The 22958-nt window shown below is 62.6% G+C and carries 17 protein-coding genes; 7 read left to right on the top strand and 10 right to left on the bottom strand.

Annotated features, from left to right (window positions below):
- Window positions 1–44: 44 nt before the first annotated feature.
- A complete protein-coding gene (locus ACERK3_18950) occupies window positions 45–1007 on the bottom strand; it encodes an aldo/keto reductase family oxidoreductase (protein ID MFA9480354.1) in 963 nt (320 codons plus the stop codon).
- 340 nt (window positions 1008–1347) lie between these two features.
- Between ACERK3_18950 and ACERK3_18945 the strand changes: the two genes are divergently transcribed.
- The 4 genes from ACERK3_18945 to ACERK3_18930 all read left to right on the top strand — a co-directional run bounded on the left by ACERK3_18945 (window position 1348) and on the right by ACERK3_18930 (window position 6152).
- On the top strand, window positions 1348–2931 hold the full coding sequence (locus ACERK3_18945; protein ID MFA9480353.1) for a 2-isopropylmalate synthase: 1584 nt from the start codon (window positions 1348–1350) through the stop codon (window positions 2929–2931).
- A gap of 144 nt (window positions 2932–3075) precedes the next feature.
- Window positions 3076–4500 (top strand): PhoH family protein, encoded by a 1425-nt coding sequence (locus ACERK3_18940; GenBank protein ID MFA9480352.1) that lies wholly within the window; start codon window positions 3076–3078, stop codon window positions 4498–4500.
- A 101-nt stretch (window positions 4501–4601) separates the two neighbouring features.
- Window positions 4602–5627 carry a Gfo/Idh/MocA family protein gene (locus ACERK3_18935; protein ID MFA9480351.1) on the top strand — a complete coding sequence of 342 codons (1026 nt, stop codon included), beginning with the start codon at window positions 4602–4604 and terminating at the stop codon, window positions 5625–5627.
- 36 nt (window positions 5628–5663) lie between these two features.
- Window positions 5664–6152, top strand: coding sequence for a hypothetical protein (locus ACERK3_18930; protein ID MFA9480350.1), 489 nt, complete (start codon window positions 5664–5666; stop codon window positions 6150–6152).
- Window positions 6153–6193: 41 nt separating this feature from the next.
- On the opposite strand, the gene ACERK3_18925 is transcribed toward ACERK3_18930, so the two are convergent.
- Both ACERK3_18925 and ACERK3_18920 read right to left on the bottom strand, forming a co-directional pair.
- Complete coding sequence (locus tag ACERK3_18925) at window positions 6194–6478, bottom strand: hypothetical protein (GenBank protein MFA9480349.1); 285 nt, start codon at window positions 6476–6478, stop codon at window positions 6194–6196.
- Window positions 6479–6564: 86 nt separating this feature from the next.
- Complete coding sequence (locus tag ACERK3_18920; GenBank protein MFA9480348.1) at window positions 6565–7662, bottom strand: Ldh family oxidoreductase; 1098 nt, start codon at window positions 7660–7662, stop codon at window positions 6565–6567.
- Between the two features lie 142 nt (window positions 7663–7804).
- Between ACERK3_18920 and ACERK3_18915 the strand changes: the two genes are divergently transcribed.
- On the top strand, window positions 7805–8749 hold the full coding sequence (locus ACERK3_18915; protein ID MFA9480347.1) for a hypothetical protein: 945 nt from the start codon (window positions 7805–7807) through the stop codon (window positions 8747–8749).
- A 48-nt stretch (window positions 8750–8797) separates the two neighbouring features.
- On the opposite strand, the gene ychF is transcribed toward ACERK3_18915, so the two are convergent.
- The 5 genes from ychF to ACERK3_18890 form a co-directional block, all read right to left on the bottom strand.
- A complete protein-coding gene (gene ychF / locus ACERK3_18910) occupies window positions 8798–9889 on the bottom strand; it encodes a redox-regulated ATPase YchF (protein MFA9480346.1) in 1092 nt (363 codons plus the stop codon).
- Window positions 9890–10306: 417 nt separating this feature from the next.
- Window positions 10307–12895 carry a family 78 glycoside hydrolase catalytic domain gene (locus ACERK3_18905; GenBank protein ID MFA9480345.1) on the bottom strand — a complete coding sequence of 863 codons (2589 nt, stop codon included), beginning with the start codon at window positions 12893–12895 and terminating at the stop codon, window positions 10307–10309.
- A 50-nt stretch (window positions 12896–12945) separates the two neighbouring features.
- Window positions 12946–14436, bottom strand: coding sequence for an aldehyde dehydrogenase (locus tag ACERK3_18900; protein MFA9480344.1), 1491 nt, complete (start codon window positions 14434–14436; stop codon window positions 12946–12948).
- 76 nt (window positions 14437–14512) lie between these two features.
- Window positions 14513–15508: a C-terminal binding protein gene (locus ACERK3_18895; GenBank protein MFA9480343.1), complete on the bottom strand. Its 996-nt coding sequence runs from the start codon at window positions 15506–15508 to the stop codon at window positions 14513–14515.
- 63 nt (window positions 15509–15571) lie between these two features.
- Window positions 15572–16267, bottom strand: a complete 696-nt coding sequence (locus ACERK3_18890; protein MFA9480342.1) for a FadR/GntR family transcriptional regulator — start codon at window positions 16265–16267, stop codon at window positions 15572–15574.
- Between the two features lie 156 nt (window positions 16268–16423).
- Between ACERK3_18890 and ACERK3_18885 the strand changes: the two genes are divergently transcribed.
- Window positions 16424–17599, top strand: coding sequence for a hypothetical protein (locus ACERK3_18885; GenBank protein MFA9480341.1), 1176 nt, complete (start codon window positions 16424–16426; stop codon window positions 17597–17599).
- A gap of 225 nt (window positions 17600–17824) precedes the next feature.
- Complete coding sequence (locus ACERK3_18880) at window positions 17825–20383, top strand: DUF6785 family protein (GenBank protein ID MFA9480340.1); 2559 nt, start codon at window positions 17825–17827, stop codon at window positions 20381–20383.
- Between the two features lie 231 nt (window positions 20384–20614).
- On the opposite strand, the gene ACERK3_18875 is transcribed toward ACERK3_18880, so the two are convergent.
- Complete coding sequence (locus tag ACERK3_18875) at window positions 20615–21775, bottom strand: PEP-CTERM sorting domain-containing protein (GenBank protein MFA9480339.1); 1161 nt, start codon at window positions 21773–21775, stop codon at window positions 20615–20617.
- 292 nt (window positions 21776–22067) lie between these two features.
- Entirely contained in the window at window positions 22068–22937 is an 870-nt protein-coding gene (locus ACERK3_18870) for an NAD-dependent epimerase/dehydratase family protein (GenBank protein MFA9480338.1), read from the bottom strand.
- Window positions 22938–22958 lie beyond the last annotated feature (21 nt).

Here is a 22958-nt window from a genome sequence, read left to right as displayed (position 1 = left end):
CCGTGGGCTTCGGATGTGAAGGGTGATATCGGGATGGAGTTGGGTCAGGGCAGGGCTTTGCCTCTTGCTGCGAGGTAGATGCGGTACCAGACTTCGCGAGACATGGTGACGCGGTCGGCGGTGGCGGCGTCGCGGATGCGGTCAGGGTTACGTGAGCCGACGATGGGCTGGATGCCGGCCGGGTGGTGCATCAGCCAGGCGAGGGTGATGGCGGTACGGCTGACGCTATGGGCGTTTGCCTCGGCGTCGAGCGCGTCGAGCAGCGATTGCTGATGCTCGCGGTCGGGGGCATTTGCTTTTACGGCGGCGTCGTTGCCAAAGCGTCCGCCGGCGAGGGGGCTCCAGGCGGTGGGTGTGACGCCGAGGCGGTGGAGGTGGTTGAGCGTGCCGTCTTCGATGGGGTCAAGCCGAGCGGGGTGGACTTCGATCTGGTTGCAGAGCAGCGGTTGATCGAGCGCGGCCTGGAGGTGGTCGAACTGTTCGTTGGTAAAGTTGCTGACGCCGAAGTAGCGGACCTTACCCTGGTCGTGGAGACGAGTGAAGGCGTCGGCGATTTCGAGCGGGTCCATGAGCAGGTCGGGGCGGTGAAGGAGGTAGATGTCGATGGTGTCAATGTTGAGGCGTTTGAGTGACTGCTCGCAAGACCAGGTGATGTGCTCGCTGGAGAAGTCGTAGCGGTGTGTGGCGTCGGGGGTGGGGTCGCCGGCGAAGCGGATGCCGCATTTGGTGGTGATGATCATGTTTTCGCGAAGATGGGGGGACTCGCGAAGCAGGTCGCCGAAGACACGTTCGCACTGGCCTCGGCCGTAGATGTCGGCGTGGTCGAAGTGGGTGTAGCCGACGTCGATGGCGGTGCGGACGGCGGCCTTGGCGGTGGCTTCGTGTTCGGGTGTGACGGCGGCGGGGTCCCAGGTGCCGACGGTCCGCATGCAGCCGTAGATGAGGCGGGTGGCGGTGATGTCGGATTCGCCGAGCGTTGCGGTGGAGAGGGGGGATGTTGCGGTCATGTCGGGTTCCGTGGGTTTGAGGCGGCGGAGGAACATGTAAAGATACACGATTGACAGGCTGGTGTGCCGATCATAAGCTCAATGCGATGTCGACGAATTCTCCCAATCCGCGTGCCGGCGTTACGCAGCATGGTCAGCTTAATCAGCTGGGCCTGCTGCTGTTGCTGTGCGCCGGATAGGGCTGGATTGCGACTCACAAGATTCGCCAACCAACCGCCCTGTTCGGCCAAGCGACCGACAGGGCGGTTTTTTTATGTTCGATGAGCCACGACGGCCAGGTGACGGCCAAGACGCTGGCTGAAAGCAAGCCATGGGAAAGATCAGTCAAGGAGACTCTACGATGTCCGAGCCGACCCACGTTCGCATCTTCGACACGACGCTTCGCGACGGCGAGCAATCGCCCGGTGCGAGCCTGAACCACCAGGAGAAGATGGAGATCGCTCGGCAACTGGAGGCGCTGGGTGCGGACATCATCGAAGCGGGGTTTCCGATCACGAGTATCGGGGACTTTGATGCGGTGCACGCGATCGGCCGAGAGCTGGAGCGGGCGACGGTGTGCGGGCTTTCGCGCTGCGTGGCACGCGATATCGATCGCGCGGGCGAAGCGCTCAAGGGCGCGAACCATCCGCGGATTCATGTGTTCGCTGCGACGAGCAAGATTCATCTTGAGCACAAGTTCAAAAAGCCGTTCGAAGCGATCAAGCAGATCAGCGTTGACGCGGTGAAGCGGGCGCGGGAGTTTGTGGACGATGTGGAGTTCAGCCCGGAAGATGGTTCGCGGACGGAGTTGAATCACCTGGTCGACATCACCGCCGCGGTGATCGAGGCGGGGGCGACGACGATTAACATTCCCGACACGGTGGGCTACGCCGTGCCCGCGGAGTATGGGCGTATCTTCAGCCACCTTCGCGAGCAGTTGCCGGTGATTGATGAGCAGGGCATCGTGCTTTCGGCGCATTGCCACAACGACCTCGGCCTTGCGGTGGCGAACTCGCTCGCGGCGATGCAGGGCGGGGCACGGCAGATCGAGTGCACGATCAACGGCATCGGTGAACGCGCGGGCAATGCGGCGCTGGAAGAAATCGTCATGGCGATCCATACGCGTGGCGACTACTACAAGCAATACCGCACGAGCGTGAACACGAAGAAGATCTACCCGACGTCGCGGATGGTGAGCCATCTTACGGGGCTTTACGTGCAGCGGAACAAGGCGATCATCGGCGAAAACGCGTTCGCCCACGAAGCGGGCATCCACCAGGACGGCATGCTCAAGAATCGCAGCACGTACGAGATCATGGACCCTCGCGACATCGGCGTGCCGGAGAGCAAGCTCGTGCTGGGCAAACACTCAGGACGACATGCGTTTCGGGATCGTGTGCAGCATCTTGGCTACAAGGTGGATGATGCGACGATTGAGAAGGCGTTTGAGAAGTTCAAAGCGCTCGCGGACAAGAAGAAAGATGTGTACGACGAGGATATCGAGGCAATACTCGACGAGCAGCTTGAGTCGGGCAGCGCGTTGTGGGAGTTGATGCGCTTTCAGGTGACCAGCGGCACGGGTGTGATCAGCACGGCGACGGTGGTGCTGCGCGACTCGGCAGGCACGGAGGCGATGGACGCCGCGACGGGTGACGGGCCGATCGATGCGGTGTACTCGACGATCCAGCGCATCACGGGCGTGGGGATCACACTGGAAGATTATCAGACGCGCGCGGTGACGGGGGGCAAGGAAGCGCAGGGGGAAGTAAGCGTGCAGGTGAATCATAATGGAAGAAAGGTGCGCGGCCGCGGGTTGAGCACGGACGTGATCGAAGCGGCGGCGAAGGCGTACCTCTCCGCGATTAATCGGATCAGGACGCTGGAGGCGCGGCAAGTGCCCGCGACGAGTGCGGTGGATGAGGACGAGGCGGTGCGGCAGCCGTGATGAATGCGTGGCGGGATCGTGTCGTATGTTTGACTGGAGACACGCGAGCGGTGTTAGCGTAGGCGATACAATCAAGATGACGTTGGCCAAGGACGGTTTATTCCCTGAAGACGCCGGAGGCAGCACACTTTGAAGCCGGACACCATGACGACAACCAAGCAAGTTGACAAGGCGACACCCGAGAGTGATCTGAAGTACTTCGTGCTGGACACGAATGTGTTGCTTCATAACCCGGTGAGCCTGTACATGTTCAAGGAGCATGAGGTCATCATCCCGTTCGCGGTGCTGGAGGAACTGGACAAGTTCAAGAAGCAAAGCGACGACGTGGGGCGGAACGCACGCGAGGTGATCCGTCAACTGGATACGCTGCGCAGCAAGGGGCACCTGGCGGAGGGTGTGACGTGGAACGAGGCGGGGGGCAAGATTCGTGTGGAGTTTGCGACAGACGATCGGCCGAAGTGGTTGAAGGAAGATCTGCCGGACAACCGGATTATCAGCGTGGCGTGGGCGCTGCACGAGCAAGGCGTTCGTTCGATTCTGATCACGAAGGACATCAACGTCCGCTTGAAGGCGGATGCGCTGGGTATTACGACGCAAGACTTCGAGGCGCAGAAGGTTGACATCGATCACCTATATGCGGGCTACGCGACGCTGGCTGTGCCGGGCGAGTTGATTGACACGTTGTATGAAGAGAAGCAGCTTGAATTGGCGGAACTGGCTGAGCATCTGATGGATGAAGGGCCGGACGGTCAGCGGCGGGAAATCGAGTTGCATGCGAACCAGTATGTGCAGCTGCGCAACGCGCTGGACGAGTCGCATACGGGACTGGCGCGTCGGCTGGCGGATACGGACCATCTGATTCCGATTCACGGGCCGCGCAAGCCGGTGTCGGGCATCATGGCGCGGAACGTACAGCAAACCATGGCGCTGGACCTGCTGCTGGATGACGAAATCAAGCTGGTCACCCTGCTGGGCACAGCGGGTACGGGCAAGACACTGCTGGCGATCGCGGCGGGGATGGCCAAGACGTTTACGGAAGAGCGTTACGACAAGCTGCTGGTCGCGCGGCCGATCATGCCAATGGGTCGTGATATCGGTTATCTGCCGGGCACAAAGGATGAGAAGCTCGAAGCGTGGATGCAGCCGATCTTCGACAACCTGACGTACCTGCTGTCGACGCGCGGCGCTGCGTTTCCGGGTGCGGCGCAGCATGCGGACTCGAAGAGCGCGGAGCAGCGGATTCAACAGTTGATCGCATCGGGGCAACTGGTGCTCGAGCCGCTGACGTACATTCGCGGGCGAAGCATTCCACATCAGTTCATCATCATTGACGAGGCGCAGAACCTGACGCCACACGAGGTGAAGACGATCGTGTCGCGCGTGGGCGAAGGGACGAAGATCATCCTCACGGGCGACGTGGCACAGATCGATAATCCGTACCTGGACAGTTCGAGCAACGGATTGTCGTTCATGGTCGAACGGCTGAAGGGGGCGGCGCTGGTGGGGCATGTAACGCTGGCCAAGAGCGAGCGGAGCGAGTTGGCGTCGCTGGTGGTGGAGAAGCTTTGAGAAGTTGATGGCGTTGGTTTCTGGTTTGTGGTTTCTCGTTACTGGTTTGGGTTTGGATGTCGGCCGGGTGATTGAAGGTGCTGCGATAAGGGGTGTGTGATATGGCGGATCGATTGAACTGGGGCATACTTGGGACGGGGAATATCGCGAGACAGTTTGCCGAGGGCGTGTCGGGGGCACGGCGGAGTCGGGTGTGCGCGGTGGGCTCGCGGACGCGTGAAGCAGCGGCGGAGTTTGCGAAAGCGTATGCGGTGGAGCGTTCGTACGGCAGCTATGCGGAGCTGCTGGCGGACGATGCGGTGGAGGCGGTGTACGTGTCGCTGCCGAACAGCATGCACGCCGAGTGGACGATTCGCGCGTTGGAAGCGGGCAAGCATGTGCTTTGTGAGAAGCCGATGGCGACGAGCGTAGCCGAGGCGGAGCAGATGTTCGACGCGTCGGCGAAGGCGGATCGCATATTGGTCGAAGCATTTATGTATCGATCGCATCCGCTGACGCAGGCGGTGGTGCGCGAAGTGCGGTCGGGAGCAATCGGCAAGTTACAGTTGATCCGAACGAGCTTTTGCTATCGCACGCGGAAGATTGAAGGCAACATTCGATTCGATGCAGAGCTGGCGGGCGGCGCGCTGATGGATATCGGCTGCTATTGCATTGACCTTGCATGCCTGCTGGCCGACGCGGAGCCGACGTCGGTGAACGCGTCAGGGCATGTGCATGAGACAGGTGTGGACGAACGGGCGGTGGGGACGCTTGCGTTTGAAAACGATGTGCTGGCAGACTTCGCGTGCGGGATGACGGTGCAGGCGGACAATACTGCGTTGATCTGTGGTGACGAGGGTTACATCGCAGTGCCCGTGCCGTGGAAGCCGGCGGTGCGTGGGGCGGAGTACGTGATCAAGGGGATGACGCCGCCGCGGCAGGATGGCGGTGCATTGAAAGCGCCGGAGCCGACGGTTCGGCAGGTGGATGCGGAGCTGCCGTTGTTCGGGCTGGAGGCGGACGCATTTGCGCGGACGGTGCTCGACGGTGAGCCTGCGGAGGTGACGCGCGAACAGACACTTCGGACGATGCGCGTGCTGGACGAGGCGCGGCGGCAGGTGATGGGGCAATCCGCGGTCAGGGTGTAAGGGTGCTGATGTTCGGCGTTGCCTACAATAGAACGCATGTTTGATCCTGATGCATTGCCCGTACCTGATCTTGGCTTGCGATGTCGTCATTGCGGTTATCCGCTGGCGGGGTTGCGCAAGCATGAGTGTCCGGAGTGTGGGCGTGGGTTTTCGTTGATGGATTATGTGCCGCGCGGGGATTGTCCGCCGGTGATCGCCAACGGTGAAGAAGTGCGTGCCGAGGCGGATGTGGTCGAGCTGCTGCGGCTGTACCAGGTGCCTTACGTTGAGTTGACGGAGCTGATGCCGAACATGTTCGGCGGGGCGTTGCATTACACCAGACATCGGCCGCCGCGCATCGGCGTGCCGCGCGAGCAATATCTGGAAGTGGTCGATCTTCTACGGCGGTGGCAGTTGGGTGAGTTGATGCCGGAGCCGCCGGCGCAGTCGGGGCGGACGGCGGCGTGGCGTTGCATGCATTGCCAGGAGACGAACCCGCCGAACTTCGAAGTGTGCTGGAACTGTGGGCAAGCGGATGAGGGGTGAGAATTTCTAATTGCTGATTGGGGCGCGAGTGAGGGGGGCTATTACAGCATTGTCGGCAGCTGCTTGTCGACGTCGGGGAAGTATCGGCGGATGACGGAGCAGTCGAAGCGGGGCATGATGGCGGTGGCGGGTTCGCGGTCGAGGAGGAACTTGAAGGCGGTTTCGACGACACGTGACGGCGGGACACGGCCGCGCGACCAGAGATCGTAGTCGGACCAACTGAGGGTGACGTCGTACTGATGCGTACGGCCGGCGTCGAACACCTGCACTTCGTATGACCAGCAGTTGTCGCCTTCAGTTTCGGGGCCGATTTCGATTTCGGGCATACGTCATCCCTGCGAGGGCGTGAAAGTAGCGGAAGCCCACGGATTGAATCCGTGGGCTTCGCGGATTGCGTTCAGGGTACGGCGACTCATGCCGTGGCTGCTTCTGCCGCGTCAAAGGTGACGCCGAGCGCATCGGCAAGCTCGCGGAACTCGGCGACCTCGGCTCCGGTGAAGATCAGGCCGTTGGCCTTGGCACTGGCGACGGCGGCCTGGTGCTCGATCTGGCCGGGCAGGAGGCAGCCTTCGTTGCCGTGGCCGAGGATGTCTTTGATGACGGCTTTGACGTTGTCGGCCTGGTTGCGGCCGCGGGCGAAGCCGCCGCAGTCCATCGCGTCGGGATGAATGACCTGGAAGTAGAAGTTGGGCGTGGTCTTTTCGCCTTCGCCGGCCTGCTCGGGTCGCGAGCGTAGGGTGGGCAGCGAGCCGCCGATGAAGCCGGCGACGATCTCGTTGATCAGTGAGAGGCCGTAGCCTTTGTGAGCGCCGAACGGCAGCAGGGCGGCGACCTGCGTGGGGTCCGTCGTGGGCTCGCCGTTCTTGTCGACGGCGGCCTGGGGGGGCAGCTGCTTGCCTTCGCGTTTGAACTGTTGGACACGACCCATGGCGACGGTGCTGGTGGCCCAGTCGATGACGATGGGGAAGCCGATGGCGTCGGTGGTCGGGAAGGCCCATGAGTGCGGGTTCGTGCCGAGCGTGGGAAACTTGCCCATGAAGGGGACGACTTCGGCCAGCGCTGCGGTGCAGTTGGTGTAGGCGATGTAGCCTTTCTTCGCGGCGTCCATGACATAGCCGCCGCCCCAGAGGTAGTGGAAGGCGTTGTCGACGCTCACCTGCCCGATGCCGTATTTGTCGGCGAGCTCGATACAGCGGTCCATGGCGTCGAAGGCGGTCGCCTGGCCGAGCTTGCGGTTGGCGTTCCACTTTTCGCTGGCGGCGAACTTGCTGGGGAGCTTTTCGATCTGCGCGCCGGGGACGCAGCCCTGTCGCTTCTTGTTGCCCGAGCCGAAGTGCTCGTCGAGGTGGAGGGCTTTGAGGGCGTTGTGGGTCTTGATGCCATGCCAGGCGGCGAGCTCACAAAAGCGGGCAGAGGCGTCGGCTTCCTCAGCGGTGAAGCCGCGGGCCTGGAAGGCAGCGGTGACGAGGTTGCGGTGCGTGTCCAGTGATACGACGTAGCTCTCGGGCATGAATGGTTCTCCAATAAAGTTGCCGTGAGCGTTTGTATCCCGAAGCGAGGCCGGTGGCAAGCCGGGGCCGCGGGTTGCGATTGGGTGGGAATTGACCCATCATCCTGTGTGGCGATCTTGATCTGCTGAAAGGAGTCGACGCATGACGGACACACTCAGCCTTGCCGACCGGACCTATTCGTGGAACAGCCAGTGGGCGAAGGTGCCTGATGGCGTAAACCTCGGCTACACGCATGGTGTCGCGGTCGACCGGGAAGGGCTGGTTCATGTGTTCAACCAGTCGGCTCACGCGTTGTTGACGTTCGATGCGGATGGAAACTTTGTCCGCATGTGGGACGCGTTTCCGAGCGATCGCTTTCTCGGGGCGCATGGCCTGACACTGGTGCAAAGCGACGGCGAGGAGTTTCTCTGGCTGACCGATCAGACAAGTGGCGAGGTGGTCAAGACCACCCTCACCGGTGAAACGGTGCTGAGCATCGACAAGCCGGAGCATCAAGCCTACGCCGAGGGCGGCAACTATTCGCCGACGTGGGCGAGCGAGTCGCCGACCAATGGCGATGTCTATGTCGCCGACGGCTATGGCTCGTGGCTGGTGCATCACTACGACAAGTCGGGGCAATACCTCGACACGCTGGACGGCAGCAGTGGCGCGGGCGCGTTCAAGTGTCCACATGCGGTGTGGATCGGCACGCGCACCGCTGCGACGGGTACGGACGACCCGGTGCTGTATGTGACCGACCGGGGCAATAGTCGCGTGCAGGTGTTTGGGCTGGATGGCTCGTTTATCAAGGCGTTCGATCAGCAGCATCCGTGTTGTTTCGATCAGCACGCGGACGGCACGCTGCTCGTGCCGGACCTGCATGGGTTCATCAATCTGTATGACGGGCGAGATGAATTGGTGGCGGAACATATCGGCGATAACCGTGAGATTGTCGGCAAGCATGGCTGGCCGAACGTGCCGGATGAGATGCGCGTGGCCGGCCGGTTCAACAGTCCGCACGGCGGCTGCTTTGATGGTGAAGGCAATATCTACATTGTCGAGTGGGTGGCGGATGGGCGGATCACCAAACTGACGCGCGAGGGGTGAATCGCGTGGAGATGTCAAAACCCGTCCACGGCTTGAAGGGCATTATGCTCATACATTGAACAGGAAGTGGCATACGTCGCCGTCGCTGACGACGTAGTCCTTGCCTTCGATGCGCAGCTTGCCGGCTTCGCGGATGGCCTTCTCATTCTTATGCGCTTCAAGGTCGGCGACCGAGTAAACCTCGGCCCGGATGAAGCCTCGCTCAAAATCGCTGTGGATCACGCCCGCGGCCTGCGGCGCGGTCGCGCCGATCGGCACGGTCCAGGCACGCACTTCCTTCGGCCCGGCGGTGAAGTAGCTTTGCAACCCCAGCAGCTTGTACGCAGCGCGGGCGAGCGCGTGCAGCGCCGGCTCGGTCAGGCCGACGCTTTCGAGCAGCTCATCGCGGTCGGCTTCGTCCAGCTCGGCCAGCTCAGATTCAATCTTCGCACACACCGGCACGACCAGGCCGCCTTCACGCTCGGCTCGCTCGCGAACCTTCTGCACGTAGGCGTTGTCGCCCGCGAGATCGTCTTCGTCGACGTTGGCCACGTAAAGCACCGGCTTGGCGGTGAGCAGCGACAAGCCGCGCAATGTTTTCATCGCGTCGGGCTGGTCGAACGTGACGCCGCGGATCGGCTGCTCGGCGTCGAGGCGGGCCTTGCACGCTTCGAGCACGGACACGCGCAGCTTCGCCTCCTTGTCGCCGGTGCGGGCGGCGCGGACGGCCTTTTCCATGGCCGAGTCGACGCTGGCCATGTCGGCAAGCATCAGTTCCATGTCGATGGTTTCGATATCGCGGATCGGGTCGACGCTGCCTTCGACGTGGGCGATGTCCGGATCGTCAAAGCAGCGGACGACGTGAAGGATCGCATCGACCGAGCGGATGTGGCTGAGGAATTTGTTGCCGAGCCCCTCGCCTTCGCTCGCACCGCGGACGAGGCCTGCGATGTCGACCAGTCGCAGCGCTGCGGGAATGACCTTTTGCGTGGGGATATGCGTTTCGATCGTGGCCAGGCGCGGGTCGGGCACGGGCACGACGCCGACGTTTGGCTCGATCGTACAGAACGGATAGTTTTCGCTGGCGATGCCTGCTTGTGTGAGGGCGTTAAACAGCGTGGACTTGCCGACGTTTGGTAAACCGACGATGCCTGCTTCCATGGGGCGAATATTCCGTGATGACTGGCTGAAAACCGGGTTTTATACCTGATCTCGTCGCTCGCGGCGTTCGTTTCAGGTACAGGAATCAGGTACGGTGCAATTGCCTGCTTTTCGTTCGGTACGTTTACCGCTGGACTTCGGCCATGGCCGGGAGCCCGCGCCGCGAAGCCTGCTGGCAATAGCTCTCCTGGCACGCTGCTCGGTAGCAGTGGGAAAATACCGGGAGAGCCGCACATACTACCGTGGCGGCTCCGGCGTGAACAAATCCGGCCGATTTGCTGATGACAAAGCGCTGGCTGAGTGGGGGAGGAACCCGGCCGGCCTCGACGACCGGATGATGGAACGGGGCGAGCGGTTCGGATATCAAGCACGGCGACATCTCTCACCCATCGTCCGAATCCGCTCGCCATGAACCCCTCATGCAATCACCCGTTCTCCGCCGGCGTCCCACGCCAACTCGTATCGGCGGGCGCCAACCAGTTGAAACACCGCTGCGGGCCCGCTGAGCAGCGTCCGCCATTCGGTTGGCGTCAACACGTCACCAAGGGCCGCAAGCTGATCTGTCTCTTGAAAGCCTGGCAGTACAAGCTCCACGGGTTTCACGGCGGGCAAGTCGAGCGTGATTTGAAGCCGCGATCCTTCCCTGCTCATCTTAACGGCGTAATCCCCGTCAGGGCCAGGCAATGCCGCATCGATCCGACGCAGGGACCCGAGACGTGGTGTCAGGCGCACCCGCGTGAAGCCCGGTTCGGCAGGCTCCAGCCCGCACACCCCGCTCAACATCGCCTTCGGCCACGGCAGTCCGGTCCCCTGCGCCACCGCCCGCGAGTCACGGCATCGCCACTGCCCCAGTGTCTTTTCACCCCACAGGCACCACATTTCCGGAATCGTTTCGAATCCCTGTTCGATCAGTTGCCCATATCGTCGATGCGCCCAGGCCAGGGCGAGGTCCGTCCGTCCGGCCCGGATCAACGCGGTCGGCAGTTCCTGCCATGCAGGTGACACCTGGCTGAACGCCATCGGGTCGCGCTCATAGGTTCGACACATCACCTCAGTCTGTTCAGGCGTTGCGATCCCCAGCACGATCGCTGCAGAAAGGGCGTGTTCGCTGGCGCCGGGCGGGTTGTCCGCGTCCGGCTTGTCGAGCAGGCAATCGACATACACGCCACGACGGCCATCGAAAAAACGCTCACGCAGCGTTGCCCGTATCTGTTGGGCCAGATCGCTCCATCGCTCCGCCGGTCCGCCGAGCTTCAGTGTCCGCGACAGATCCGCCAACCGTTCGAATGCCTCGGCCGCGTATGCGCTGAGCAGAAACGATCGGCCGCGTCGATCAATGGCCGCCCAGTCAAGCCAGACCGCGTAGGGTGGCATTCCCATCAAGCCGTCCTCATCCAGACATGAGGTCATCAGCCGTGCGAACCGTATCAGCCCCGGCCACAGTCGCTCGACGAGCGCCGCGTCGGCAAACAGACGGTGGTGCTCCCAGACCAGCAGCGGCATGGCCAGCGAGTGGTCAAACAAAGACGTGCGGTCGTCGTCATGCCCCGGATAGCTGTAGCGGTAGAGTCCTGTGCTGTGCTGGCCCTCGTCGGCCTGGTGCAGGTACTTTCGCCCGACCGCCGCATCGCCGTGCAGCGCCCAGATCGCCCGCAGCATGCCGGCCCCGTCGCCGAGGTATTGCCGCCGCTCACGCGAGGCGTTGTCCATCAGCCGGTCGAGGACTGTCAACGCCACGGTTCGCCGACTCATCGTCATCGCCTGGTTCACCAGTTCATCCTCACAGGCGAAACGGCCGCGATCTTCGAGTCTTGGCTCAGTCGTTTCCGCCTCGACGCCGAGCAGAATGAGCGGCTCGTTCAAACTGCGAAACGTGAGCTGAAGGTAACGGAACTGCCGCCACTGGAACGGCTGCCATCGCTGCTCGCCAGCGCGGGCGATGTACTGGTCTGCCTGGGGCGTCCGTCGTGAGCGGTACGACACGGCCCGCCCCTCCTGCAAGTGTGTGGCGTAGCCGATGTCGATGACCGCGCCGGCCGGTGCGTCGAGGTGCAGCACAGGCCGAGCGTTCATCAACTCGCCAAAGTCCAGTACGATCGTCACATTCCGCAGCCCGTCAAAGGTTGCGTCGGGCTCGGCCGGGTCGGAGTTCACGACGCGCGCCGGTTCGCCTTGGCCTGTGATCAGCGTCTCCGGCCGGTCGAGGCGGGCTTTGGTGAATGGGCGTATGGTCTCAAGGCTCAATCGCACAGCCCCGTCAGCCCCTGGCTCCATCGTCTGCAGGACTTCGCCCGCAGTATGAATTCGCTTGGCTCGGCGGTGCGCTGCATGTGGCTCGCAGACCTCGCTTGGGATCAGGTTGACCCATGGGTAGAAGCGGGCCTGTGGTTGGGCACAGCCCCATAGCGTATTGGTCGGTGGAATCACCGGATCGGCCGTGAACCAGTCGCCGTCGCTGAATTCGGGCGTGTGCCAGTCCGCCGGCATCTGCCGGGCGTCGAACATCTCTGCACAAGTCGTGTCATCGAAACCCTGTGGAGGCACGCGCCAGGCAGTGGCGAGCGTTGCGCGGCAGGTCTCGTCGCTGGCGATGACCCTGTCGCCGCACTCGAGTTGAAACAGCAGTCCCCGCGCTTCGGCGTGGGCCGTGAGGCGGTTGCGGCTGATATCGTGGTGTGCCAGCACGGTCAGGCAGTTCCTGCCCGCCTCCAGCCACTCGGCTATGTCGCGCTCGTCGTACCGCTGAAAACGCGGATCCGAAAGCGCCGGTCCCCGTCCGACAAAATGCCCATTTACCCACAACGCATACGCGTGACTGGCGGTGATGAACAACCTCGCTGCCTCGGACGGACGCTCGAGCGTGAAACATCGACGAAAGAGCGCGAAGGCGTGTGGTTGCTCCTTGGTCGTGGGTGGCCAGATCCACTTGCCCCGCCACCGCACGCGAGGCGCGGTGCCGTCGTCGGTGTTCGAAGATTCAATCGGGCTGGCGATGGGTGTGGCCATGGGTTCTCCTTGCGATGAGTGGCGACGAGCGGCGAGTTGTGAGCAGTACATCAGGTGTCTGAATCCGTGTAAAAATCGCTCGCCTCATCCTCCAGCGAAACCATCTGATTCTTAACCTTCATGTACTCGCGCAGCCCCATCGTGCCGTATTCCCGGCCGATTCCGCTGTTCTTATTGCCACCGAAAGGAGCTTCCATGGTCGACATGAGGTTCATGTTCATCCAAACCGTTCCCGCGTCCAGTTGACGGGCCGCACGAAACAGCTTGGTGACGTTACGGCTCCAGACGGCGGCGCCCAGGCCGAAGTCGGTGTCGTTGGCCAGTTGGACACCTTCGTCAAGGGACGTGATGCGTTTGACGGTCAACACGGGGCCGAAGATCTCATCGCGTACGCATGGCAAATCGTTGCGATCAACTTCAAGTATCGTTGGGCGATAGAAAAAGCCCTTGTCCAGGGGGGGCCGGGTCAGACGCTTGCCGCCGGTGAGCAAGGTGGCCCCGTTGCCGATCGCAACGCGGATCGCCTGGTCCACCCGGTCGAGCTGCGCTTGGTTCATCAGCGTTCCGAGCTGTGTTTTGGGATCGAGGGGATCGCCGATGCGCAGCGATTCGGCGCGCCGGACGAGCCGATCGAGAAAGTCGTGGTAGATGTCAGCATGCAGGTAGAGGCGGGTCGACGCACAACAGACCTGCCCTTGGGTGAGGCAGAATCCCACGAGCACTGAGGCGACTGCGGCCTCGACGTCGCAGTCGGCGTCAGCGATGAAAGCGCCCTTGCCGCCGAGTTCAAGAATCATTTTTTTGATGATCGGCGAGCGGGAGGATGCCTCCATAATGCTTCGCCCAACCGGTTCGCTGCCGGTGAAGGTGATCATCCGCACGTCAGGGTGTGACACCAACGCCTCCCCCGCCTCCCGACCGCCGTGGAGAATGTTGATCGTCCCGGCCGGCATCCCGGCCGCGAGCAGAAGCTCCCCCAGCAAGCCACTGGTTGCAGGCGTCATCGGCGATGTCTTGGCCACCACGGTATTGCCCGCAGCCAGCGCCGGGCAAATGGCGCGGGTGAACAGGTGCAGCGGGAAGTTCCATGGCGTAATGGCGGCCACGACACCGTGCGGTTCAAAGGTCTGGAAATCGAGCACGCGTTTGCCCTTGACGGGAATGACCTCCCCCTTCACTTCGCGGGCAATGTTCGCGAAGTATTCAAAAGCGCGGATTGAATACGGGATGTCCACCGTTGAGGTTTCCCGGATCGGCTTCCCCGAGTCCAAGCACTCAAGGCGAGCGAACTCGGCCTGCCGTTCGTTCAGCAGACTCGCAACTCGTAACAGGATGTCCGCACGATCGTCGGGCTCCCTCTCGGACCATTCGCCTCGCTCGAAAGCGGACCGGGCCGCGCCAACAGCTCGGTCCACATCGTCGGCAGAGGCCTCCGCCGCTTGTGCGATCACTTCGCCGGTGGCGGGATTGGTCACGGGAAATGTACGGCTCTGCTGTGCATCGGACCATTCGTTGTCGATGAGCAATCGCAATTGGAGCATGTTTCAATCCTTGAACAAACAAGAGGCTGGTGCGGACGATCTGATCGGATCGGCGAGAGCCGACAACCCTTCGGGCTCAGTTGATGATGTTGCGGGGCAGCTTGCCGAGAAGCACGTCACGGCAAGCTCCTGCGCCTTTGACGCGCATGTCGCGCAGGCCCTGCTCGCTGTAGAAGGCTGAATGGGGGTTGAGGATCAGCCGGTGGTGGGCCACGTGCTGCGGATTACGCCAGACGACCACGAGCGGGTCGTCAGCGGCCGGTGGTTCGTTGACGAGCACGTCGATGCCCGCGCCGGCGAGTTGCCCCGACGTCAAGGCGTCGGACAGCAGGGCCGTGTCCACGACACCGCCGCGGGCCGTATTGATCAGAAACCCCCCCCGAGGCATCCGGCCAAGGGTCGTGCCGTTGATCAGGTGCCGCGTCTCGTCTGTCAGCGGACAGTGGAGGCTGAGGATGTACGCTTGCTCAAGCAGATCTTCGAGCCGATCGACACGCCGACAACCAACAGCCTTATCGCAACCGTCCGCGACGTATGGGTCATGGAAGACGACATCCATGCCAAACGCCTTCGCCCGCAGCGCCGCGGCGGTGCCGATTCGGCCCATACCGACGACGCCGAACACCGCGCCACGCAATCGCTGCAATGGGACCACTTGCGTATAGGAGTAGGGGTCGCGACCGTCCCTGATCATGCTGTTGAGCGGGTGCACCCCGCGGGCGAGTGTCAAGGCCATTGCCAGCGCCGAGTCCGCCACTTCTTCCGTACCGTAGTCGGGCACGTTTGCCACGGGGATGCCGCGCGTGCGGGCATACGCGTGGTCGACGTTATCGACGCCCACGCCACATCGAACGATGAGCTTGCACTGATTCAGCCTGCCGAGGGTTTTCCTCGTCAGCGACAGATTGTGGTAGAGCATGATCGCGTCCGCATCTTCGATTCGGCCCGCCAGCTCGTCCTCATGATTTGCGTCATACGCAAAAACATCGCTCATGTCGCCGAGAATGTCGCGCTCCGGTGTCAGGGCATCGACGATGAAATCGGGGATAACCACCTTGTAACGTTTGGGCATGCTTATTTCTCTCTGGCTCGTGAGAACGCATCAACGGCGCCGTTGCCGCTCCATCCTGCTGGCTTAACCATGGGGCCAGATCAGGTGATCCATCATTGCCTGCGTCGCGCCGGCGGGGTCATGCTGCTCGATGCGGTCGAGGATCGCCTCGTGGTCCGCAGCAGCCCGCTCGGCACCACGCCCCTTCAGAGTGCGCCGTCGCTGCTCCACGAGCAGTGGATTCAACGCGTCGAGCAGGAGGAGGAAGATCGGGTTGCCCGCTGCCTCGGCGAGCTGACGGTGAAACAGAGCGTCAAACGCCACGCGTCGCGCCATGGTGGTCGCTTTACGGAGCCGGTCGATACAGTTGCGCAACTCACGCAGCATCTCTGCATCGCCCCTCGTCGTCGCAAGGCGAACGATCTCGCACTCGATTGGACGACGCACCTCGAGCAGTTGGTCAATCGCGAGATCACTGCGCTGCATCCAAGTCGTGAGACTCAGTAGGCTCGCATCGGCGTTCGGCGCTTTCACACGCGGACGTCGACCGTGCGACACCTCGATCAATCCGGCGTAACGCAGTTGATGCATCGCTTCACGCAGGACAGTGCGGGACACACCAAACTGCTCAGCAAGTCGCCCTTCAGACGGCAAGGCCTCGTCCGGCTGGAATCGCCCCGTCACCACCTGTTCGCGGAGCTGCTCGACCACCTGCTCGACCAGGTTGGGCGTCGGCTGCAATCTTTCGAACTGTGGCGATGTGGCCGAGGGCTTCTTCATGACTTGTAATCTTATATTATAAGTTTAGTTTTACAAGCGGTCGCCTGGGAGTCAGACGGGTCGGCTGATGATCACCGCACATGATCATGCTCGCTGGGTACACTGGACCGTTTGAAGCGGTTCAGTCTTGAGCGTTGAGAAGGTGCGGATGAAGGCATGACACTTGCGGTTCTGGACACATGGCAGGCGTTGATGTCGCCGCGATGGCAGGCGTTGCGTGATGCCGCGGCCACGGTGGATGCCGGTGACGTATCGGCTGTGGCTCATCTGCGCCGCCTCGCGCCGCCGAACCTGGTCACCGCAGCGCTGCAACTGGCAGCCGGCCGGCGCAGCGCCGCCGGCAAGTTCCCCGCGTCTGGCGACCTGGTGCTGGATGACGCCGGCGCTCAGCAGGCCAGTTCCAGTGCCGTGGCCGCCTGGAAGGCCAAACGCTTCGTTGAGCAGTTGGAACCCGCGGCCACTGTGATCGACCTTTGCTGTGGCATCGGTGGCGACGCCCGCGCACTGGCTGCGGCGGGCCTGCACGTCCTGGCGGTGGACCGGGAGCCGGTCCGCGCGTGGATGGCGAAATGCAATGCTCATTGTGCTACCGCCGCCGCTGACGTGACGCAGCTCCGCCTGGCTGGGCTGCCCTTTCATATTGATCCTGCGCGGCGCAACGCCCGCGGGCGTGTGTGGCGCATCGCGGATTACCAGCCGGGGCTGACCTTTCTGCGTCGCCTGCTTGCGGCCTCGCCCGATGGCGGTATGAAGCTCAGTCCGGGAGTCGACCGTGAGGAAGCGGACGCACTGGCGCCCGGGGCGGAGTTAGAGTTCATCAGTGAAGCCGGCCGTCTGGTACAGGCAGTGCTATGGACAGGAAAGCTTCGCCGGGCCGTTCGCTCGGCGACGATGGTCACGGACCATGCAACGCATACCTTGCAGGGCAGCCCGGCGGCTCACCCGTTGCAGTTTGCTCCGCCTGGGCGGTACCTGTTCACGATGAACGCTTCGGTGGAACGGGCGGAACTGATGGGGCTTCTCGCCCAGCAATTAAACACGTGGTTGGTTCACCCGCACTGGGGCCTGCTCTCCGCGGACCAGATCGTCTCCAGCCCATGGACGCAAGCATTTGAATTGTTTGCCGAGCTGCCGTGGCGACCGAAGAAGGTCCGCCAGTGGCTGGATTCGCATGACGGTGGAATCGTCGAAGTCAAAACACGCGGCAAAGCCATCGACCCCGACCTGGCACAAGCTCAGCTGCGCGGTCGCGGTGACAGTTCCTACACCGTCTTTGTACTACGGCAACACGAACAGAAGGTCGCATTGATCACGCGGCGTGCCGATCGTTGATGTGCCGCCGCCGAAATCCCGCGCAGGTGTATGCAGGTGTATTTCATCGCCCGCAGCCACGCCCTCGCGAAAGAGGCTGATGCACACGGCGATTTGCCCTTTGCTGGATTCTGGTGCAGGATACGCACTCATTTGATGTAATGCATTAGTACTCGATGGCCGAGGCTCAGACAGGACTTCACCAGTTCAGGCGATTTATGTGACTGTCAGATAAGGGAGCGACACTTGACCGTTCGTGCCGTGCTCACAGGGCTGCTGCTGGGTTGGCTGATTTCGGCCACCACGTACTTCAACGATTTTGTCATCAGCCAGACGATGCTGATCGGTAATTTTCTGCCGATTTCAGTCTTCGGCGTGGCGATGCTGCTGCTGCTCATCATTAACCCGCTGCTGGGCAGCGTCTCAGCCAAACTACCATTACGGCCGGCGGAGTTGGCGATCCTCGTGGCGGTGGCGCTGGCGGCGTGCGGTTGGCCAGGGTCGGGCTTCTACCGTGGCATAGCCACGACGACCGCTCTGCCTGCCCACTGGTTGCAGACCAACTCCGGCTGGCGAGCTGCGGAAGTGATGTCCTATGTGCCCGGCGGGTCGCCGCACGTCGCGCCGGGGCAGGTCCGCGACTGGTCGGCACTGGCCGCCCGGCTGCACGAGGCGGACCCGGACTCCGACGCCGGACGCGTGGCCGAGCGTTTCAGCGCCATGTCCCGCCGCCACCTGGCGGAACTGGCCACGAGCGACCGCGCCACCTTGTCCGATGCCCGGCCGGTCATGCGCGCTATCAACCAGGAGCTGATCGATCCAATCCCGATCGCCGATGGAGCCGCAATCTGGCAGCAGGTGCAACAGCTCGGCCCGATCGCTGCACAAGCCCTTGAGCGTGCCGAAGCTCGGCAGTCACGGATCGACGACTGGCAGGCGGAACATGCTGCGCTGCGCGAGCAGATCGAGGCGGCCGACGATTCCGATGCGGCCGCCGCCCTCGAAAGCGATCGTCGGTCGGCTCAACGGCAGTCCGAAATCCTCGAACGTGAACGGGATCACTGGTACCGGCACGCCAATCGCGCGGTGCTCGCCGAGTTGTTTGACGATCTTTTGCTGCCCGCCCCGGAAGGCTCGGGCGTGCTTGCGGCGCAGGGACGCGTCGATCCGGACGTCGTAAGCGATCTGATGCAGGGCCGCGGCGACTTCAGCATCCGTCAGGTCCCGTGGGGCAGTTGGACGCCGGTGCTTTTCACATGGGGCGGTCTTGCGATGCTGATTGGCTTGGCGAGCCTGGCACTGGCAGTGATCGTGCACCCTCAGTGGTCGCGGCGCGAGTTGCTGCCGTACCCGGTCGCGCGGTTTGTGGAGGAGATTTCGCGACGAGACGAAAAGTCATTGCTGCCTCGCCTGTTGAGCAACAGCCTGTTCTGGTACGGCTTCGCGGCGCTGCTCGCGCTTCACCTGGTCAACGGCCTTCATGCCTGGTTCGACCAAGTGCCTGCAATTCCACGCCAGTTCGACTTCACGGCGATGCGTGAGCTGTTTCCCAATGCATCGCGCGTCCCTGGGAGCACCGCCTACTTCCTGCCAACGGTTTACCCCTCGGTCATTGCCTTTGCCTTTTTTCTGACTTTTGCAGTTTCTTTCAGCCTGGGCGTCTCGCAATTGCTGTTCCTGATGCTTGGCGCGGTGATGATCGCGCAAGGCTTGTCGTTCAGTCAAAGCGTGATCACTGCCGAACAGGGCAACCTGCTGCGGTTCGGTGCGTATGGAGGAATCGCGCTGATGATCGCCTACACCGGGCGGCGCTACTATCTCAACGTGCTGACCAGCAGTGTCGGCCTGCCGCGCCGGAAGGACACCCCGATGTCGTCGGTGTGGGCAGCGCGACTACTGGCGGTCTGCCTTGTCGGCGCGGTGCTGCTGCTCGCACAGGCGGGGCTCGCACCGGTACTGGCGGCTGTGTTCGTGCTGCTGGTGATGATGATGATGCTGGTGTTGTCGCGCATCGTCGCGGAGACCGGGGCCTTTTTCCTTCAGCCGTGGTGGATGCCGGTGGCGGTTATGACTGCGCTGTTCGGCATTGAGGCGATCGGTCCCACCGCGTTCATCGTGCTGGCGATCGCGAGCATCGTTATCGTCGGCGACCCCCGTGAAGCGCTCATGCCTTACCTGACCAACGCCCTGCAGATCGGCGAACGCAGTGCCAACACTCGTCCCACCCGCGTCGCCCCCTGGCTGGCGATCATGGTCGTGACCGGGTTCGTCGTGGCAGGTGTCGCGACGTTCACCCTTCAGTACCAGCACGGCGTCGCGGGCGTGGACACCTGGACCAATCGCAACCTGCCTTCCATGCCCTTCGGTCAACTGAACCACTACCTCGCCGAGATGAACGCCTACGACACGCTCACCGAAGCGACCACCGCCCAGGGGCTCGAACGGCTGAGCATGGTGCAGCCGATGAGCGGCGCCGTTCCGTGGACAATCCTTGGCCTCGTGCTGGTGGTGACGACCGCTGCCGCACGCCTCCGGCTCCCCTGGTGGCCGTTGCACCCGGTGGCCTTCCTGGTCTGGGGGTCGTACCCGATCCAGATGTTCGCCGCGTCGTTCCTGCTGGGGTGCCTGGTGAAGGTCGCAATCGTCAAATTTGCGGGTACGGCCGGCTACAGTCGACTGGTCCCGCTGATGGTCGGCGTCATCGCCGGCGAACTGAGTGCCGGCCTGCTCTGGATGATCGTCGGCGGAACGTATTATGGCTTCACGGGTATCACGCCCGCAAGGTACGCCATCTTCCCCGGCTGACCGACAAGCCTGCCAGTTTCACCCGTCACCTCGACAGCCGGGGTGAAGACATTCGCCCATGCTGTTTGTGTGGTGGCTGGTGCGAGCTATGCCCTGGTGCTGGCCGTGCACGTCAGCGAAGGGTTCCCATTTAGCCGCGGGCCTTGACCAGCGCGTTCGGCCCTGCGGGCCGGAAAAGGCGGTGCAAGCACTGCCGCTAAATGTCGCAAATACAGAATCCGCGTTGTCGGGCTAGGCTCGTCGTCGAAAAAGGATGAGCACGCCGCCGAGACCAAGAAGGGTCATGCTTCCCGGTTCTGGGATGACGGTGTAGCTCGTGCCGGCGCCGATGACGTAGGCGGCGCTGGCGTCGCCGGTAGAACTCGCCACCGTGCTGAGTATTGAACCGTTGTGGTCGACGAGGACGGTACGGCCGCTGCCGTCGGTATGCAGCAGGCCGAGGAGAGCGTAGTCGCCGAAGCTGAAGCCGCTGACGAGACGTTCCACTGAACTGAAGGTGGTGTATGTGCCTGCATCCACGTCGTAGCGGTGGGTGCCGCCGGTGGCGGTCCCCAGAATAAACAGATTCGAATTACCCAGTGCGACGGCGTGGCTGAGGGCCTGACCGCTGGCCGTTGTCACAAACGCGGTTGAACTGCGGCTGTCGAATCGGACGATGTTGCTGCCGACGGTGGCCAGCAGGACGTCCTGGCTCCCGAATGCGTTGAGCATGAGCGAGGCGGTGCTGGCACCGCTGACAAGGGCGAGCGGCGGCGACGTGGCGACGCGACTGTGGCTGGTGTTGTTGGCGGCCGTGAAGCCGAAGGCGAACGTGCCGGAATCGCCTGCGCCTGCGGCGACGGTCATCGAGCCGGTGATGAGGTTGCCGCTGAATGTCCCCGTGGCGAGGTCGTAGCTGTGAATTTGTCCGTTGTCCCGTCCCACCAGGGCAGTGCCTTTGCTTACGGCGACTGAGTGGATATTGGTTGTCGTGATGGCCGTCGGGCCCGTGGCGGCGAGGTGGTAGAGGGCATGGGGCGAGCCGAGCGTGTTGTTGTAGAGCGTGCCAACGGCGTCGCCGGTGGCGCCGGCATCGGTGACGCCCAGGCTGCGGTTGCTGGCGTAGATATTGGCCGACGGACCTTCGAGCGGTTCGGGATTGACGATGTGCGTCGCCCACGTGCCGTCGACGCTGTAGAGGAGTTGGTCGCCTGTCCTCTGGGCTGCGGAGAGTGTCTGGCCGGAGGCCAAGGTGCCCGTCACGGGCTGGCCGGTGCGGGTGTCGAGCGTGCGGATGCTGTTCTGGCCCTGGACGGAGAATATGGCAAAGCTGTCCGCTTTGACATCCAGCGGGGTTCCCGCAGTGAGCAGGGCGGCACAGGTCAGGGCGATACAGGTGCTTGGGGTCTGCATGGTTCCTCCGTTGTATAGAGCGGACACTTCAAGACCGGGTGAGCGGTGAACAGATGCGTTCCTGCTCGCCTCTTGAATCGCCTCCTCGACGGGCCCGGTCGCTTGACCGAGAAGGATGGCGGTGTTCAAAGTTCAGTTTAAGAGTGATACTATTAATATGCAAGAGTGTTCTTAGTATTGTCGATTTTCCTTTGTTCCAAGCGATTCGGGTTTGCTCGGCGTGGTATGTGCTCTTTGGAGGTGATCCATTCTAAGCTAGTTATTTTTCAGGTTTTATGAAAAACATCTGGCATTAGCGGGCCACGTGGTCATGCTGGAGCGGTGGCATCGGTGTGTGCGTGGCCGTGAAGCCGAGTTCGTTTTCTATCGAGCGGACATCGAACGCGCCTCGCCGTTCATGGCCCGGCTGTTCGAACCAGGTCAGATCGACTTCCGGGCCGTACCATGCCCGCAGGATTTCGGCCGTTGGGCGATCCGCCCAGGCATGAGGTGCGGCTGCGTTGAGCACACGGAAACCGGGTTGCTGCCCCGGCTTCGAGATGTCCAGGGCGGCTCTAATCGCCGCCACCGCGTCGCTGAGGTTCATGCGGGTCAGGCCCGCCAGCGCCCATTCGCCGGGTGTGTCGCCGTGGTTCCACGGCGGCGGGGCGTCATCGGAATGGATTGCCGCCAGCCGAAGGTTGGTGATGTCGAGTAGCGGATTCTGTCGGTGATAGTAGCGGGCGAGCTCTTCCATCAGGTATTTGGAGAGCCCGTAACCGTGTCGGTCAAAGCAGGGGTGTTCGTCGGGGATGGGGAATCGGCGGGGGCGGAACTCGGCCGACTGCAAGCCCACCACGGCGATCGAACTGGCGAGCACGAACCGCCGACACCCGCGATCGATGAGGTAGCGCATCAGGCAGCGCGTGCCCTCGACGTTGACCGCAAACCCATCGCGTTCGCTGCAACCACCTGTCACGGCCCCGAGGTGCACCACCGCCTCGATCTCGTATCGATCCAACTGTCGCAGGTCTTCAAAACGCGCAAAGTCGCCCTGCACCGACGCGGTGTTCAGGTCGAGTTGACCTCGGCTTATGGCCAGCGGCGGCGTGTCTTGATCGAGCGAGGTGCAAAGCGCCCGACCGATAAGGCCCGTGGCACCGGTGATGAGCGTGTATGGCATGCCGATTCTCCAAATCGTAGT

This window comes from Phycisphaerales bacterium AB-hyl4 (assembly GCA_041821185.1).
GTDB lineage: Bacteria > Planctomycetota > Phycisphaerae > Phycisphaerales > Phycisphaeraceae > Natronomicrosphaera > Natronomicrosphaera hydrolytica.
This window is presented reverse-complemented; position numbering and strand designations above follow the sequence as displayed.

Bases quoted from the DNA above. Each gene is read 5' to 3' on its own strand.
- ACERK3_18950 (MFA9480354.1), bottom strand. From the start codon at position 1,007: ATGACCGCAACATCCCCCCTCTCCACCGCAACGCTCGGCGAATCCGAC.
- ACERK3_18945 (MFA9480353.1), top strand. From the start codon at position 1,348: ATGTCCGAGCCGACCCACGTTCGCATCTTCGACACGACGCTTCGCGAC.
- ACERK3_18940 (MFA9480352.1), top strand. From the start codon at position 3,076: ATGACGACAACCAAGCAAGTTGACAAGGCGACACCCGAGAGTGATCTG.
- ACERK3_18935 (MFA9480351.1), top strand. From the start codon at position 4,602: ATGGCGGATCGATTGAACTGGGGCATACTTGGGACGGGGAATATCGCG.
- ACERK3_18930 (MFA9480350.1), top strand. From the start codon at position 5,664: ATGTTTGATCCTGATGCATTGCCCGTACCTGATCTTGGCTTGCGATGT.
- ACERK3_18925 (MFA9480349.1), bottom strand. From the start codon at position 6,478: ATGCCCGAAATCGAAATCGGCCCCGAAACTGAAGGCGACAACTGCTGG.
- ACERK3_18920 (MFA9480348.1), bottom strand. From the start codon at position 7,662: ATGCCCGAGAGCTACGTCGTATCACTGGACACGCACCGCAACCTCGTC.
- ACERK3_18915 (MFA9480347.1), top strand. From the start codon at position 7,805: ATGACGGACACACTCAGCCTTGCCGACCGGACCTATTCGTGGAACAGC.
- ychF (MFA9480346.1), bottom strand. From the start codon at position 9,889: ATGGAAGCAGGCATCGTCGGTTTACCAAACGTCGGCAAGTCCACGCTG.
- ACERK3_18905 (MFA9480345.1), bottom strand. From the start codon at position 12,895: ATGGCCACACCCATCGCCAGCCCGATTGAATCTTCGAACACCGACGAC.
- ACERK3_18900 (MFA9480344.1), bottom strand. From the start codon at position 14,436: ATGCTCCAATTGCGATTGCTCATCGACAACGAATGGTCCGATGCACAG.
- ACERK3_18895 (MFA9480343.1), bottom strand. From the start codon at position 15,508: ATGCCCAAACGTTACAAGGTGGTTATCCCCGATTTCATCGTCGATGCC.
- ACERK3_18890 (MFA9480342.1), bottom strand. From the start codon at position 16,267: ATGAAGAAGCCCTCGGCCACATCGCCACAGTTCGAAAGATTGCAGCCG.
- ACERK3_18885 (MFA9480341.1), top strand. From the start codon at position 16,424: ATGACACTTGCGGTTCTGGACACATGGCAGGCGTTGATGTCGCCGCGA.
- ACERK3_18875 (MFA9480339.1), bottom strand. From the start codon at position 21,775: ATGCAGACCCCAAGCACCTGTATCGCCCTGACCTGTGCCGCCCTGCTC.
- ACERK3_18870 (MFA9480338.1), bottom strand. From the start codon at position 22,937: ATGCCATACACGCTCATCACCGGTGCCACGGGCCTTATCGGTCGGGCG.